This is a genomic window from Bradyrhizobium ferriligni, assembly GCF_056837965.1.
This window is the reverse complement of record NZ_JBXEJO010000083.1, coordinates 1-14,138: the sequence shown is the minus strand read 5'-3', so window position 1 is coordinate 14,138 and position 14,138 is coordinate 1. Positions and strand designations below refer to the sequence as shown.

Sequence of the window (14,138 nt, the reverse complement as noted above, 5' to 3'; positions counted from 1 at the left end):
GTGAGCAGAATTGAGAAGATACGGGTGCTGATCGCCGAGGATCAGACCCTGATCAGGGAAGGTATCGCCACGCTGCTTGCCCAGCAGAACGACGATTTCGAGATCCTTCCCGGCGCGGCCGATGGCGAGCAGGCGATCGAATTCGCGCGGCGCTATCGGCCGGATGTCATCCTGATGGATTTGCAGATGCCGCGGGTCGACGGCATCGCCGCAACCCAGCGGATTCTACGCGAATTGCCGCAGACCCATATCGTGGTGCTGACGACGTTCGAGACCAACGATCTGATCTTCGAGGCGGTGAGCGCAGGCGCCAAGGCGTATCTCTTGAAGGACGCCAGGATGGAGGAGATCGCCTCGACGATCCGTGCGGTGATCAACGGCCAGTCCGGGCTTTCGCCCAGCGTCGCCGCGCGCATCCTCGACGAGTTCAAGCGGCTGCGCGGTCCGCGCGTCTCGGCGAAGCTGCCGGTTCGTGACGGGCTGACGGCGCGGGAGAATGAAATTCTTACGCTGATCGTCGAGGGCAAGAGCAACACCGAGATCGGCGAGCAGCTGCATTTGGCCGAAGGAACCGTGAAGAACTATGTCAGCACGATTCTGGAGAAATGCCAGGTCAAGAACCGTACAGAACTCGCAATAAAGGCAATAACTTACTAGAAATAATTGGCCGCGATCGCACAACCACGCGGTTGATCCGGCTGAGATTGCTCGCCTTTCTCTGGGCCGCGCCCGCAAAATTGGCTATAGGGTTGTTTCGGATTTGCTTTTTGACACCGCAAGTCCGGATTGCGCAGCTATGAGTAAGCAGGAAATGACCATGAAGGGTATCGAGCGCCAGACCAAAGGTACGGACGGACCGGCGGACGCTCCGGCGGCCGGCAACGGCGTGGATCCGGCGGCGCATGGCATGGCGGCGATCGATCAGGTCCGCGACCTGCTGTTCGGCGGCGCGCAACGTTCGCTCGAGACCAACCTCTCGGGCCTGCGCGAGGAGATGCAGGCATCGCTCAAGCAGATGCAGGCGGACTTCACCAACGAGCTCACCGCGCTTTCTGCGCGGCTCTCCGACCTCGAGCGTGATACCGAGCAGAAGCGGCTCGACTCGCTGAAGGATGTCGGCGCGGCGATCACCCAGCTCGGCTCGGTCATCAGCGGATTGGGATCCGGCCGCACGGGCAAATAGCATGGCAGCTGCTGCCGGCCAGAACCGCGAGATCGAGCAGCTCAAGACATTGCTGTTTCAGCCCGAGGCGACGCGTCTGACGTCGCTGGAGGCCGACCTCGACTCGCTGCAGCGCTATGTCGGCAACGCCGACCGCCTGGAGACGGCAACCGCGGGCATCCTGGTCGAGGCGCTGGAGCGCGCCGAGGTCAACCGGCCGCGCGAGCTCGCCAGCGCGATTGCGCCGGTCGTGGTCTCGGCGATCCGCAGCGAGATCAAGAATTCGCGCGAGCAGATGATCGAGGCGCTCTACCCGATCGTCGGCCGGCTGGTCAGTGCCGCCGTGGCGAATTCGTTCAGGGAGCTGGTTGCCTCGCTCGAGCAGCGCATCAATGCGTTGACCTCGGCGCAGTTGTGGGTCGGCCGCGTCAAGTCGCTGGTGACGGGACGCCCGATCAGCGAATTCGTGCTCGCCGACCAGCCGCCGCAGATCAACCGGCTCCTGATCATCGAACGCGGCAATGGCCGCCTGATCGCGGACTGGAAGCGCGAAGCGACCGCCGACGAACGCGCCGACCTGCTCAGCGCGATGGTCGCGGCGATCCTGGAGTTCTCCGTGCAGGCGTTGGCCGGCGAAGGCAATCTGCAGACGCTCGATTTCGGCGGACGGCAACTCGCGCTGCGCGCCTCGCCGCGCTTCATCCTGGCGGCGGAGTGCCTGGGACCGCTGCGGCCCGCAGACAACGCCAGGATCAACTCGCTGTTCTTCGATGCGATCGAGCGCATCGACCGCGGCGCGGACTGCGACGGGCCGATGCTGGCGTCGCTGGCAGCCGCGATCGAGACCGACGACACGCCACGGCGGATCGCGAGCCGGCGCGGCAAGGTGATCCTTCTCGCCTTGCTCGCGGCAGTGGCCGCGCTGTTGCTCTGGATTGCCGCGACCTCGGTGACGCGCGGCCTGTTGGAGCGGCGGACCCAGGCGGCGCTGGAACAGCTCGCCGCGAAGCAGCCGTTGCTGGCCTCGTTCCCGCTGCGGCTCGAGTTCGATCACGGCAGCCGAAGCGTGGCCGTTGCAGGCATCGAGCCGAGCCAGCTGGAGACCGCGCCGTTGATCGATGCGCTCGCCGCGGCCGCGGCACCGTACAAGATCGTCAACCGCATCGGTCTGGTGTCCGCACCGGAGCAAATCGCGGCCTCGCAGGCCGGCATCGCGGGCCTGCAGCAGAGCCTGACGCGCCTGCATGCGAGCCTCGACCAGATGCGCGAGGCGATCGGTGCGCAGGCGAAGTCGGGCGACCAGAAATATGCCGCCCTGACCGAGCAATATGACAAGCTCGGCGAGCAGTACGCCAAACTGGGCGAGCAATACGCGAAGCTGCAATCCGTCGTCGACGGCCCGGGGGCGCGGCTCGACCGCTTCATCGCCACGACCGCGATCTTCTTCGCGAACAATTCAGACGAAGTCCTCGACAACGACCAGGCCGAGCAGCAGCTGCGCGAGCTCGCCGGACTAATGGCGAACAACGATCTCAGGCTGCGCATCGTCGGCTATGCCGATCAGAGCGGCACGGAAGGCACCAACCGGACGCTGGCGCGCAAGCGGGCCGAGCAGGTCCAGCGCAGGCTGACCGCGCTGGGGGTCGATCCGTCGCGGCTGATTTTGGTTTCGCGCGCGGCGACGATGCCGATCACCGACCGGGTCGACGCCACCGTCGGCGGCAATCGCCGCGTGGCGTTCGAGACGGTCTATCGAGGCGAAGTGGCCCGCTGATGCTCACCGCGAAAGTCATGCTGCTCGGCGATATGGGGGTCGGCAAGACGTCGATCCTTTATCGGCTGATCTACAACCGGTTCGAGGGCCAGTACAAATCGACGCTGGGCGTCGAGATCCTGAGCCACGACGTGGTGCCGGCGGACGGCAGCGATCCGATGCGCCTCGTGCTGTGGGACACCGACGGTGATTTCGGCACGCAGATCTTCGACACCGTCTATGTCACCGGTGCATCCGCCGCCATCATCGTGTCCGACGTCACGCGGCCGCAGACGGTGACCCGCATGGTCGAACTGGTCCGCGGCTTCGAGGAGCGCTTCCCCGGCCGGCCCTACCGGGCGCTGCTGAACAAGATCGACCTGCCGGAAGCCGCGGGCAGCGCGGGCGCGATTGCCGAGCTTGCGAAGTCGAGCGTCAAATCGGTCAGCGCCAAGACCGGTGTCGGCATTGCCGAGAGCTTTGTCGAACTCGCCCAGACCATCCGCCGCCGCCAGCTTTAGTTAGCGACAACGCGCACACGTCTGTGTCAGCCGTCCCGACTTCTCGGGGCTGGCGAATCGGGCCGGGACGGCTGACTTCATCGCACGTGGGGCGTACGATGAAAGGCTCTCGCGCGGCCGCAGAAAGCCGCACGCTTTCCCCGCCAACAGCACCACGCCGTCCCACACTCCGATAGTGACGATGGTCATCTTCCGCTCGGCCAATGGCCTGCCTATCGTCCGCCCCGTCACTGGAAACAGCCACGGGACGAACGGTGTCTCGGGCGCATGGAGCGAGAGATCATGAGCATTTTTGGAAGCATCATGGGCGCAATCTTCGGCCACGGCGCCCAGGCCAAGACCGCTGAGAGCACGACGGCGGCAGCGCCCGGCGCGGCGCCATCGGCCTCTGCATCCACTGCACCCGGCACATCAGCCGCGCAAACCGTCGACGTCGCCGCGATCGTCGACAAGGCGGCCGCGGCGACGGGCGAGAAGCTCGACTGGCGCAGCTCGATCGTCGACCTGATGAAGGCGCTCGGTCTCGACAGCAGCCTTGCGGCACGCAAGGAGCTCGCGAAGGAGCTGCACTACACCGGCGACACCAGCGACACCGCCACCATGAACGTCTGGCTGCATCAGCAGGTGATGGCCAAGCTCGCCGCCAATGGCGGCAAGCTGCCGGACGACATCAAGACCTGACGTCCTGCCTCCAGCCGCGCGCGGCGCTCGCGCCCCGCGCGGTTCCGAACGATGTGTATTGCGTGAGGAGCAGTTGCGATGACCTCATCTCATCCTGCCATCATGAACCGGCAGCGGCCTGCCATGCTGCGGTTTGGCGCGGCGCTTGCTGCGGGAATTGGATTGGTTGCGCTGGCGCTTGGCATCCATGTCGCCATCGCCCGCGCGGACAATTCCGCCGACGAGTCCCACCCGGCCAATGCGAATGTGCAGCGCGCCGCGCAGAACCCGCCGCCGGCGCGGGTCATCCTGCCGGCGCCATGGGAGCAGGCCGCGCCTGCGCAGCCGGTCGCGGCGCCCGCGAAGCCGGCCGATCGCAGATAGTCTTTCGTCCCCTTGCAGCGGCCGGCGATCCAGTCGCCGCGCCGTGCCATCGCATTCATTTGGAAAGCAGGAGATCACATGCTGAAGGAATTCAGGGAATTCGCCATGAAAGGCAACGTCGTCGATCTCGCCGTCGGCGTGATCATCGGCGCGGCATTCGGCGCGATCGTCTCGTCGATGGTGGCCGATATCATCATGCCGATCATCGGCGCGGTCAGCGGCGGGCTCGACTTCTCCAACTATTTCACCGCGCTGTCGAAGTCGGTGACGGCGACCAACCTTGCCGATGCCAAGAAGCAGGGCGCGGTGCTGGCCTGGGGCAACTTCCTGACCCTGACGCTCAACTTCATGATCGTCGCCTTCGTGCTGTTCATCGTGGTCCGCCTCATGAACCAGCTCAAGCGCGAAGCGCCCGCGGCGCCGGCCGAGCCGCCGAAGCCGACCAAAGATCAGGATCTGCTCACCGAGATCCGCGATCTCCTCAAGTCGCGCGCGTAGCAATCGCTGCGAATGCCACTGCGTACAGCCCCCAGCTCTGGAGCCTAGCCATGCCAGATCAGGTCAAGCTGCCTCGAAAATTGTCGCAAGAGCCCGGTGGTGCAGAGCCGCTACGGCCGAGCCACCGGCGGGTCATCGAGGAACTCGATCGCTGGGCCAACAGCCCAGGCCTGCAGCCGCCGAGCGATGAAGAAACGCCGGACGACGACAAGCGCTAGCGCCGGCAGGGGACCGCGAACGTAGTCGGATCACGCCAGCTGCGGTCAAGCCCGCCGGGCCGTCGCGATCAGCGCGGTCGACGGAATCGCGAAGCTGTCGCCGACCCGCCTGCGTTCGATCTCGGCGCGGAAGGCGCGGGCGACTGCGGCGCTCTGTTCGGCATCGAGCCCGCTCCAATGCGGCATGAACTCGAACAATTGGTCGACGTCGCCGGGATTGGCGACATTGAGCTTGAAGTCGTGGGTGACCTCGGCAATCGCCGGATCGGAGAAGCCGGCGGCGATGAGCGCAGCGGCGAGGCGGCCGGGATCGGCGAGCTCGGCGAGGCCCGTGCAGGGCATCGGCGTGACGTTGTCAGGATAGAGCCGCCGGATGATCTGCGAGAGCAAGAGATGCACGGCGGCGCCATCGGCGCTTTTCCAGACCGCAATCGCCGCCGATCCGCCTGATCGTGTCACCCGCGCCATCTCGCAGAGGCCGGCGCGCCAGTCCGGAAACAACATCACGCCGAACACCGACACCGCCGCATCGAACGCGGCATCCGGCAGATCGAGCGCCTGGCCGTCCATCTGCCGCGCCTCGATGTTCGCCGCACCTTGCGCGCGGACCCGCGCCACCATGCCGGCGGAGAAGTCGATCGCGGTGACCTCGGCGCCGGTGCGCGCGGCGGCCAGCGCCGCGGCGCCGGTGCCGGTGGCGACGTCGAGCACCTTCGATGCGGGGCCGATCGGCAGCGTTGCGACCGCGGCGTCGGCGAACAATGTCGTGAACGGCTGCGACTGGGCCTCATAGGCGACGACCATTTTGTCCCAGTGCGCGGGATCGTTGTACGGCAGAGGTTTCACCTGCTCACTTGACTGCATGAATCTGGTCCTCGAGGCTTTGCTTGTGTTTGGCGAGCCGGCGCTTGAAATCCCTCGCGAGCGCATCGAGCGTCACCGTGCCGATCCGCTTCAGGAACAGCGCCTCGACCTCGCGAAACGTGTCTCCGAGCGCGTCGTTGACGGCCTGTTCGACCAGGCAGCCGGGATTTTCCGAGCGATGGCCCATCGCAACGATCGTGGGCGCGCCCACCGCGCGATAGATGTGGGCGAGCGTGATGTCGGCGGGATCGCGCGCCAGCGTCCAGCCGCCGCCATGGCCTTTCTCCGAATGCACCAGGCCCTGCTCGCGCAGCCCCGCCATCACCCGGCGCACCACCACCGGGTTGGTGGCCATGGCCTGTGCAAGTTGCTCCGACGTGACCGGCTCGCCCGCTCCGATCATGTGGAGCAGGCCGTGCAGGACGCTGGACAGACGGCTATCGCGGATCATGTAACTTCATATGTTACATGAAGCGGCGGCCGTCAAGGGGGCGATGGCGGGCTCCTGGTCGCCCTCTGACCTCCCCTTGAAAAGGGGAGGTCGCTTTGCTCGTCAGAGCAAAGCGGGTGGGGATCAGCTCGCTCCACTTGCAGCGTCGTCTGCGGCTGACCCCCATCCCGACCTTCCCGCTTTCAGGGGGAAGGAGAAGAGATCAAGGACCTGCACCTGGGCTTTGATTGTTCAACCGGGATTCGCGTGCCGGATTTCGCGGCGTCGCCCGTTTAATCCGCATCGGGGTTGTTGGCAGGGGCGGTATCGTGGGCAGTGTGGCGGTCGATCGGATGTTGCGGGATGCGGTGGCGCATTACGGCGCGGGCCGCGCGGCGGAGGCCGGCACGCTATGCGGCGACATCCTCACCGCCGATCCCGACCACGTTCCGGCGCTGCATCTGTCCGCGGTCATCGCCTTCGTGACGGATCGTGCCGCGGAAGGCGCGCTGCTGCTGAACCGGGTCTTGAACCTCGATCCGGACCATGCACCGGCCTTCGCCACGCTCGGCGACGCGCTTGCCGTGAAGGGCGAGCACGAAGGCGCGGTGGCGGCGTTTGAGCGCGGCGTGATGCTGCGGCCGCAGGATGCCGGTTTGCACATCAAGCTCGGCGTTGCGCTGTGCGATCTGTCGCGCTTCGACGAGGCCGAAGCCGCGTTCCGCCGCGCGATTGCGCTCGATGGTGGCCTGACGCGGGCGCGGTTCAACCTCGCCGTCGCGCTGGCCGGGCAGCAGCGGCCGGTCGAGGCGGAACAGGCCTATCGCGAGGTGATCGCGCGCGATCCGGTCTATCGCGGCGTCTGGCTCAACCTCGGCAATGTATTGACCGATCAGAAAAGGCACGAAGCGGCCGCCACGGCCTATCGCCGCGGGCTTGCCGCGGATCCCGACAATGCCGGGCTGCATTGCGGCCTTGGCGCGGCGCTCTATCGCCAAGGCTTGCTGGAGGACGCGATCCTGCACTACCGCCGCGCGATCGCACTCGATCCCGGCAACATCGCGCCGCAGCGCCTGCTGGCCATGGTGCTGCACGAGGCGGGCGAGCGCGAGGAAGCCGTGCGCATCTATCGGCAGGTCTCGGCCCGCGACCCGTCCGATCACGTCATCCTCAACAATCTCGGCGCCTGCCTGTTCGAGCTCGGAGAGGTCGACGACGCCATCGCCTGCGCCGAGCTCGCGCTGGCGTTGAAGCCGGACTACGCCGCCGCGCACACCAATCTCGGGATCATCTTCGAGGCGCAGAATCTGGTCGAGGCCGCGGTCGCCGCGCATCGGCGCGCCATCGAGCTCGACCCCTTCTATGCCAAGGGCCACGCCAACCTTGCGGTCGCGCTGCGCAATGCCGGCGAGATCGATGCGGCGCTCGTCGCCTCGCGCCGGGCCGTCGCGCTCGATCCCGAACAGCCGCTGGCGCATTACAACCACGCGCATTTCCTGCTGATGAACGGCGAGTTCGAGGAGGGCTTTGAGGAGTATCAGTGGCGCCGCAAGACCAGGATGCTCAGCGACGGCGATCCCGTGTTCGACGAGCCGGAATGGCAGGGCGAGCCGCTCGCCGGACGTACGCTGCTGCTGTTTGCCGAATACGGGCTCGGCGATGCCATCAATTTCGTCCGCTATGTGCCGATGCTGGTGGGCAGAGGCGGCCGCATCATCCTGCAGGTGCAGCCGGCGCTGGTCGCGCTGCTGCGGCCGATGCTGCCCGATGTCGCGGTGTTCGCGCGTGGCGAGTCGTTACCGCCGTTCGACCTGCAGCTGCCGCTGCTCAGCCTGCCGCGGATCTTCCGCACCACCGTCGAGACCATACCCGCAGCGATATCCTATCTGCGGGCAGATGCCGGCAAGCTCGCGCGCTGGCGCCAGGCGCTCGCCGGCGTGACTGCGCTGAAGGTCGGCGTGGTCTGGGCCGGCAATCCCAGGCACAAGGGTGACCGCCAGCGCTCGCTGCCGGCGGACGCGGTGCTGCCGCGGCTGGTTACATCAGGCGTGCAGCTCTACAGCCTGCAGAAGGAGCCGCGGCCGGACGATGTTCCGGTGCTGCGGGGTCTTGGCGCAGATATCGTCGACCTCGCGCCGACGCTCGGCGATTTCGCCGACACCGCGGCGGCCGTCTGCGCGCTCGATCTCGTGATCGCGGTCGACACCTCGGTGGCGCATCTCGCCGGCGCGCTGGGCCGCCCGGTCTGGATGCTTTGTCCTTATGCGCTCGACTGGCGCTGGCTGCGCGATCGCGCCGACACGCCCTGGTATCCGACCATGCGGCTGTTCCGCCAGGACAAGCCGCAGGCCTGGGACCGCGTGCTGGCGCGCGTGTCGGAAGAGCTTGCCCGCGTCGCGGCCGGCGAGGGCGCGCTGCTGCTGCCGCAAACGATGAAATGATCGGCCAGCCGTGCTGTCTGCTGCTTTGGCAGGCCTTATGCGGCTGAAAGCCGGATCTGGAACTTGCTGCCAGTCGCCTTGGCAAATCGCAGCAACGTTTTGGTGCTTGGAAGCGTCTGGCCGCTTTCGAGGCGGGCGATGGTTGATTGGCTGGTGCCCATCTTGGCCGCCAGCTCCGATTGCGACAGTCCCGCGCGCTGACGCGCCCTGAGCAACTCGGCAGCGATTTCGAACTCAGGCGCGAGCGCATCGTATTCCGCCCGGACCCTCGGATTGGCCAACAGCCGCGCCTTGAGCTTTTCGAACGGTACAGTCATGTGACTTCCTTTGCTCGCCGCAGCGCTAACTCGATCTCACTCGGTGGCGTCTTTTGAGACTTCTTCACGAACGCGCGGACGATCACAACGCCGGCCGAAGGCCGTCACATAGAGTGCCCTTGCGATTCCATCGCGCCCGGTCAATCGCAACTCCCAAAGTTTGCCGACCAAATGCTTCACATGCGGTTCGCCCAGGCTTTCGAGCCCAGCGGCAGCAATGCGCTCCGAAAGGCGGATGAAACGCGCCTGCATGTCGGCTGGCAGCGCCGCGATCTCTTCCACGACGACCTCGTTGAGGATTTCGACGCTCCAGGACATCGTGAGGATATCTCATTTTTGAGATAGAGAGAAGCAGCAAATCGGCCGGGAAGCGCAGCCATTCTGATCACCCCGCACTCATCCCCTGCGCGCCGCCGAGCAGCTTCACGTTGAGCCGGCCGCCGTCGAACAGCATCTCGTTCAGCGCTCCGTCGATGTCGTCAGCGGTGACATCCTGGCCTCCCCCGCGGGCGATGCTGGCCTGCGCGATGCGGCGCATCAGTTCCTTGATGAAGGCGGCGCTGACGCCGGCGGTGCGCTGCACCGCTTCGTCGATGATCGGCTGCTCCAGCGGCAGGCCTTTGCCGTACAGCCGGATCAGCTTGCCGCGTCCGGTCTCGTCGGGCAGCGGCACCTCGATGGCCTGGTCGATGCGGCCGGGCCGGCCGGCCAGCGCGCCTTCCAGCTCTTCCGGCCGATTGGTGGTCAGCACGAACAGGATGTCGCAATCCTCCTTCAGGCCGTCCATCTCGTTAAGCAGCTTGTTGAGCAGCGATTCCTCGCACGGTCCGCCCATGTCCTCGCGGTCGCGCGCGATCAGATCGACGTCCTCGATCACGACCATGGTCGGCTGCAGCAGCCGGGCAAGACTCATATAGGCGCCGAGCAGGCCGACTTGCTCGGCGGTGATGATCAGCGTTGTGTGGTTTGGCAGGTTGGTCGCGAGATAGCGGATGGTGTGGGTCTTGCCGGTGCCGGGCGGGCCATACAGCAGGATGCCCTTGCGGGTCGACTGGCCGAGCCCGCGCAGCAGATCGCGGCTCTCGACAAAACCGAGCACGTTGCGGTCGAGCAGCCGCAGCGTCCGGTCCGGCAGGATCACGTCATCGCGGGCGACCGTCGGCAGGCGATGCACGGTCAAGCCACGCGAACGTCCGCGATAGTTGGCGCCATCCTCCAGCGACAGGATCTTGCCGCGATAGGATCGCGCTGCATGCACGGCGGCCTCCAGCTCGGAGAAGGTGCGTTGCACGAAAGCATTGCCGGTCGCCCCGGCGGGCAACGCAAGCTCGATTCGTAGCGACGGCTCGTGATTATATTCGCGATGGAACGTCAGCAGCACGGCGTAGCGCAGTTCGCCGGTTCGGCACAGCCATAGTCCATTGGCAAGGCATTTTACCGGCTCGGCCTCGCCGATATCGACGTCGCGATATTGCGGCGGCGCGATCGCCGGTGCATTGCGGCCGGCCTTCATCAGCGCCGCGAAGTCGAGCGTCTCGTAGCGATATTCCTCATGGATGCCGAAGAAATGGATTGGATCGGTGAGCAGCTTGTCGATCGCGACCTGAACGTCGGCGCGCATGTGGCCCGGAAACTGTCGCGCCCGCGTCACGATCAGGTTGCGCGGAACGCCGGCGAAATGCCAGTCGAGCGCAACGTAAGCGGACCGAAACGTCTCGCCCGACAATTCTTCCGAGCTGCGGCGTGCGGCGAGCAGGCAGTCGCTGCACAGCGACGCAGTCGTACCGGGGATCAGAATCTCCGTCACGGCCCTCGGGGCTTCGCAGAGATCGCAGGGGCGGCTGGCGTCGGCGGATTCGGTAGTGATCATCAACGGCTGGCCGTTCGAGCGGATCAGCCACTTCGCCGAGTTGAAGATTGCCCGCGCGACCGGTCCCGGATAGGGGCCGCACGGAATGGCGCCCTTGGCCTCGATCAAGGCAGCGGATGCGATGGCTTCCTGCTCGGATTTCCCGAACACCGTGCGCAACAAATCCTGCACGAATTCCAGCGGGGTCTCGTCGTCGTCGTGAATGAAGAGCCGCACCGGACCGTCGTCGCTAAACACGTCGTGCATGAGACCCCCGAAACGCAATTGGGAACAAAAGAACAAAGTAAGAACATCACGGCGGCTCCTGCGCGTCAAGCGAAAGATTCTGCCGTCTCATCCCTGACGTGTAGTGAGCCGATCGGCCGGGAACGCGCAGTGGAAGTGTAAACGCGGCTCAACGCCTGTGACGATTGTGTTGCGGCAAATGCCAAGAGATGGCCGTCACAGCGGCAAACTTCCGACACACCATCGGGGCGAAAAGGAGTATCCGACATGGCGCGAGCGCGAGAGCAGATTCCTCCCAAGGGTTTGCGGTCGCGCAGTTATTTTATGAGGCCCTCGTGTCGCACAAACTTCGCCTTGCGCTGCTTCTCGTCTTCACTTTGTTCGTCTCTCCCGCGTTCGCGCAGCCGGCCGCCAAGCCGGCGCCGCCGCAACCCGTTACCAGCGACGCGCTGACGCCCGAGCAGGCCAAGCGCGCGCTCGACACGCTGCAGGACGACAAGAAGCGCGGCGAGATCATCAACACGCTGCGCGCCATCGCCAATGCCTCGCCGCAGGCGGCGGCGCAGCCGGCGCCCGAGCAGCCGCAGTCATCGATCCCGCTCACCGCCGACAGCCTCGGTGCGCAGCTGTTGCTGATGGTGTCCGAGCAGGTCGGCGAGATGTCGCGCGAGGTCGCCGACGTCGCGCGCACGCTGACGCATTTCCCGGCGTTCTATTACTGGTTCGTGCGCACCGCCAATGATCCGGTCGCCTATGGCCTCTTGATCGATATCGCCTGGAAGCTGGCGCTGGTGTTCGGCTGCGCGCTGGCCGCCGAATGGGTGGTGTTCCGCCTGATCAAGCGGCCGGTCGCGTTCCTGGAAGCGCGGCTGCCGCAGACCGCGCGCATGCCGGTGCAGACGCTCGCCAGCGTCGATCCGCCGTCGTCGGTTGCCGACGTGACGCCGGCGCCCGAGTTGCAGCGGCGCCGGCTCAGCCTGGCGCGGGCCTGGCAGTCGCTGGTCCGGCTGCCCTTCGTGCTCGGCCGCCTTTTGCTCGAATTGCTGCCGGTCGTCGTGTTCGGCGGCATCGCCACCGCGCTGCTCGGCACCGAGATCGGCGATCAATCGACCACGCGGCTCGTGATCCTTGCCGTCGTCAACGCCTATGTGTTCTCGCGCGTCTTGATCTGCGCGGTGCGCGCGCTGGCAGGGCCGTTCGGCCTGTTCCGCGTCCGTGCCGAGACCGCGGCCTATATCGAGATCTGGGCCCGGCGGATCGTTGCCGTCGGCGTCTCCGGCATCGCCTTTGCCAATGTCGCGCTGCTGCTCGGGCTGCATCGCGCCGGCTATGCCGCGCTGATCCGGCTCGTGATGCTGGTGGTGCATCTCTTTGTCGTCGTCATCATCCTGCAGTGCCGCCGCCAGGTCGCCGACGTCATCCGCGCGCCGGCCGATCGCACCGGGCTTGCGGCGCGGACGCGCAACCGGCTCGCGGCACTCTGGCATGTGCTGGCGATCGCGCTCGACCTTGCGCTGTGGGCGGTGTGGGCGCTCAACATCCGCAACGGCTATTCGCTGCTGCTGCAATATTTCGTCGGCACCATCGCGGTGCTGCTGGTTACCCGCCTCGTCACCATGGTGGTGCTGAGCCTGATCGATCGCGGCTTCCGCATCAGCCCGGAGCTGATCCAGCGCTTCCCGGGGCTCGAGACCCGCGCCAACCGCTATCTGCCGCTGCTGCGCAAGGTGGTCACGGCGGTGATCGCCTTCATTGGCTTCGTCGCGCTGCTCGAGGTCTGGGGCGTCGACGCCATCGTCTGGTTCTATGGCGGCCAGATCGGAAGCCGCCTGATCTCGGCGCTGGTGACGATCGGGATCGCCGCGCTGGCCGCGGCCGTGATCTGGGAAGTCGCCAATGCGCTGATGGATCGGCAGATCGACACCCTGTCGCGCGACGGGCATTACGCCCGCGCCGCGCGCCTGCGCACCTTCCAGCCGATGCTGCGAACCGCGCTGTTCTGCATGATCGTCGCGGTGGTCGGGCTCACGGCGCTCAGCGAGATCGGCGTCAATGTGGCGCCGCTGCTCGCCGGCGCCGGCATCGTCGGCATCGCGATCGGCTTCGGCTCGCAGAAGCTGGTGCAGGACCTCATCACGGGGCTGTTCCTCTTGATCGAGAACACCGTGCAGGTCGGCGACAACGTCACGGTGTCGGGGCTCTCGGGCGTGGTCGAGAACGTCTCGATCCGCACCATGCGGCTGCGCGCCGGCGACGGCTCGGTGCACGTGGTGCCGTTCAGCGCGGTGACGACGATCACCAACTCCAGCCGCGGCGCCGGCAATGCCGCGGTCAGCGTCAACGTGTCCTACAAGGAGGACACCGACCGCGCCGGCGAGGTGCTGAAGGACATCGTCGCCCAAATGCGCCAGGAGACGGCGTATCGCGCATTCATTCGAGGCGACCTCGAATTGTGGGGCGTCGACAAGGTCGACGGCTCGGTCGTGACCATCGTCGGCCAGATCCGCTGCACCGATAGCGGACGCTGGGCGGTGCAACGCGAGTTCAACCGCCGCATGAAACGGCGCTTCCAGGAGGAGGGCATCGAGATCGCCTCGATGGGTCAGACCATCCTGATGCAGCTTCCTCCACCCTCCGAGCCCGATACCAACGCCCAGCCGCGCCGCGCGGCGGGCTAGGGCAGGGTGGATCTTGCTTTACCTCTCCCGCTTGCGGGGGAGGTCGGATCGCATCGAAGATGCGATCCGGGTGGGGGCTTTTTCCACGAAGTCGCTGAGAGACCCCCGCCCCAGCCC

The 14,138-nt window shown here is 66.2% G+C and carries 14 protein-coding genes and 1 pseudogene; 10 read left to right on the top strand and 5 right to left on the bottom strand.

Annotated elements, in window-relative coordinates; genetic code table 11:
* The 8 genes from AC1VNY_RS35640 (at position 1) to AC1VNY_RS35605 (ending at position 5,196) form a co-directional block, all read left to right on the top strand.
* Positions 1-657: a response regulator transcription factor gene (locus tag AC1VNY_RS35640; RefSeq protein ID WP_018269507.1), complete on the top strand. Its 657-nt coding sequence runs from the start codon at positions 1-3 to the stop codon at positions 655-657.
* 139 nt (positions 658-796) lie between these two features.
* Positions 797-1,183 (top strand): hypothetical protein, encoded by a 387-nt coding sequence (locus AC1VNY_RS35635; RefSeq protein ID WP_482408673.1) that lies wholly within the window; start codon positions 797-799, stop codon positions 1,181-1,183.
* Between the two features lies 1 nt (position 1,184).
* Entirely contained in the window at positions 1,185-2,936 is a 1,752-nt protein-coding gene (locus AC1VNY_RS35630; RefSeq protein ID WP_482408672.1) for an OmpA family protein, read from the top strand.
* Positions 2,936-3,436: a Rab family GTPase gene (locus AC1VNY_RS35625; protein WP_028340422.1), complete on the top strand. Its 501-nt coding sequence runs from the start codon at positions 2,936-2,938 to the stop codon at positions 3,434-3,436. Before AC1VNY_RS35630 ends, AC1VNY_RS35625 begins: the two co-directional genes overlap by 1 nt.
* A 282-nt stretch (positions 3,437-3,718) precedes the next feature.
* Positions 3,719-4,117 (top strand): DUF3597 domain-containing protein, encoded by a 399-nt coding sequence (locus AC1VNY_RS35620; RefSeq protein ID WP_482408671.1) that lies wholly within the window; start codon positions 3,719-3,721, stop codon positions 4,115-4,117.
* A gap of 78 nt (positions 4,118-4,195) precedes the next feature.
* A complete protein-coding gene (locus tag AC1VNY_RS35615) occupies positions 4,196-4,480 on the top strand; it encodes a hypothetical protein (protein WP_482408670.1) in 285 nt (94 codons plus the stop codon).
* Between the two features lie 78 nt (positions 4,481-4,558).
* Positions 4,559-4,978: a large conductance mechanosensitive channel protein MscL gene (gene mscL / locus AC1VNY_RS35610; RefSeq protein WP_411781012.1), complete on the top strand. Its 420-nt coding sequence runs from the start codon at positions 4,559-4,561 to the stop codon at positions 4,976-4,978.
* Between the two features lie 50 nt (positions 4,979-5,028).
* On the top strand, positions 5,029-5,196 hold the full coding sequence (locus AC1VNY_RS35605) for a hypothetical protein (protein ID WP_411781011.1): 168 nt from the start codon (positions 5,029-5,031) through the stop codon (positions 5,194-5,196).
* A 45-nt stretch (positions 5,197-5,241) separates the two neighbouring features.
* Here the strand turns inward: AC1VNY_RS35605 and AC1VNY_RS35600 are convergent, their stop codons facing one another.
* Entirely contained in the window at positions 5,242-6,060 is an 819-nt protein-coding gene (locus AC1VNY_RS35600; RefSeq protein ID WP_482408669.1) for a class I SAM-dependent methyltransferase, read from the bottom strand.
* A complete protein-coding gene (locus AC1VNY_RS35595; protein ID WP_482408668.1) occupies positions 6,047-6,511 on the bottom strand; it encodes an Rrf2 family transcriptional regulator in 465 nt (154 codons plus the stop codon). The genes AC1VNY_RS35600 and AC1VNY_RS35595 overlap by 14 nt, the downstream gene beginning before the upstream one ends.
* Before the next feature lie 332 nt (positions 6,512-6,843).
* Between AC1VNY_RS35595 and AC1VNY_RS35590 the strand changes: the two genes are divergently transcribed.
* Positions 6,844-8,931 carry a tetratricopeptide repeat protein gene (locus AC1VNY_RS35590; RefSeq protein ID WP_482408695.1) on the top strand — a complete coding sequence of 696 codons (2,088 nt, stop codon included), beginning with the start codon at positions 6,844-6,846 and terminating at the stop codon, positions 8,929-8,931.
* A gap of 35 nt (positions 8,932-8,966) precedes the next feature.
* Here AC1VNY_RS35590 and AC1VNY_RS35585 read toward each other — a convergent pair whose 3' ends face one another.
* From AC1VNY_RS35585 to AC1VNY_RS35575, 3 genes and pseudogenes are all read right to left on the bottom strand, one after another.
* Positions 8,967-9,248 carry a helix-turn-helix domain-containing protein gene (locus tag AC1VNY_RS35585; protein ID WP_482408667.1) on the bottom strand — a complete coding sequence of 94 codons (282 nt, stop codon included), beginning with the start codon at positions 9,246-9,248 and terminating at the stop codon, positions 8,967-8,969.
* A pseudogene (locus tag AC1VNY_RS35580) lies at positions 9,245-9,500 on the bottom strand (type II toxin-antitoxin system RelE/ParE family toxin). Before AC1VNY_RS35580 ends, AC1VNY_RS35585 begins: the two are co-directional and overlap by 4 nt.
* 133 nt (positions 9,501-9,633) lie before the next feature.
* Positions 9,634-11,364: an ATP-dependent Clp protease adaptor ClpS gene (locus AC1VNY_RS35575; protein WP_482408666.1), complete on the bottom strand. Its 1,731-nt coding sequence runs from the start codon at positions 11,362-11,364 to the stop codon at positions 9,634-9,636.
* Positions 11,365-11,678: 314 nt separating this feature from the next.
* On the opposite strand from AC1VNY_RS35575, the gene AC1VNY_RS35570 reads away from it, so the two are divergent.
* Positions 11,679-14,021: a mechanosensitive ion channel family protein gene (locus tag AC1VNY_RS35570; RefSeq protein ID WP_482408665.1), complete on the top strand. Its 2,343-nt coding sequence runs from the start codon at positions 11,679-11,681 to the stop codon at positions 14,019-14,021.
* Positions 14,022-14,138: the final 117 nt, after the last annotated feature.

What these genes read in the sequence shown, in the direction of transcription:
- AC1VNY_RS35635 (WP_482408673.1), top strand. Translation starts at nt 797, where the DNA reads ATGAGTAAGCAGGAAATGACCATGAAGGGTATCGAGCGCCAGACCAAA.
- AC1VNY_RS35630 (WP_482408672.1), top strand. Translation starts at nt 1,185, where the DNA reads ATGGCAGCTGCTGCCGGCCAGAACCGCGAGATCGAGCAGCTCAAGACA.
- AC1VNY_RS35625 (WP_028340422.1), top strand. Translation starts at nt 2,936, where the DNA reads ATGCTCACCGCGAAAGTCATGCTGCTCGGCGATATGGGGGTCGGCAAG.
- AC1VNY_RS35620 (WP_482408671.1), top strand. Translation starts at nt 3,719, where the DNA reads ATGAGCATTTTTGGAAGCATCATGGGCGCAATCTTCGGCCACGGCGCC.
- AC1VNY_RS35615 (WP_482408670.1), top strand. Translation starts at nt 4,196, where the DNA reads ATGACCTCATCTCATCCTGCCATCATGAACCGGCAGCGGCCTGCCATG.
- mscL (WP_411781012.1), top strand. Translation starts at nt 4,559, where the DNA reads ATGCTGAAGGAATTCAGGGAATTCGCCATGAAAGGCAACGTCGTCGAT.
- AC1VNY_RS35605 (WP_411781011.1), top strand. Translation starts at nt 5,029, where the DNA reads ATGCCAGATCAGGTCAAGCTGCCTCGAAAATTGTCGCAAGAGCCCGGT.
- AC1VNY_RS35600 (WP_482408669.1), bottom strand. Translation starts at nt 6,060, where the DNA reads ATGCAGTCAAGTGAGCAGGTGAAACCTCTGCCGTACAACGATCCCGCG.
- AC1VNY_RS35595 (WP_482408668.1), bottom strand. Translation starts at nt 6,511, where the DNA reads ATGATCCGCGATAGCCGTCTGTCCAGCGTCCTGCACGGCCTGCTCCAC.
- AC1VNY_RS35590 (WP_482408695.1), top strand. Translation starts at nt 6,844, where the DNA reads ATGTTGCGGGATGCGGTGGCGCATTACGGCGCGGGCCGCGCGGCGGAG.
- AC1VNY_RS35585 (WP_482408667.1), bottom strand. Translation starts at nt 9,248, where the DNA reads ATGACTGTACCGTTCGAAAAGCTCAAGGCGCGGCTGTTGGCCAATCCG.
- AC1VNY_RS35575 (WP_482408666.1), bottom strand. Translation starts at nt 11,364, where the DNA reads ATGCACGACGTGTTTAGCGACGACGGTCCGGTGCGGCTCTTCATTCAC.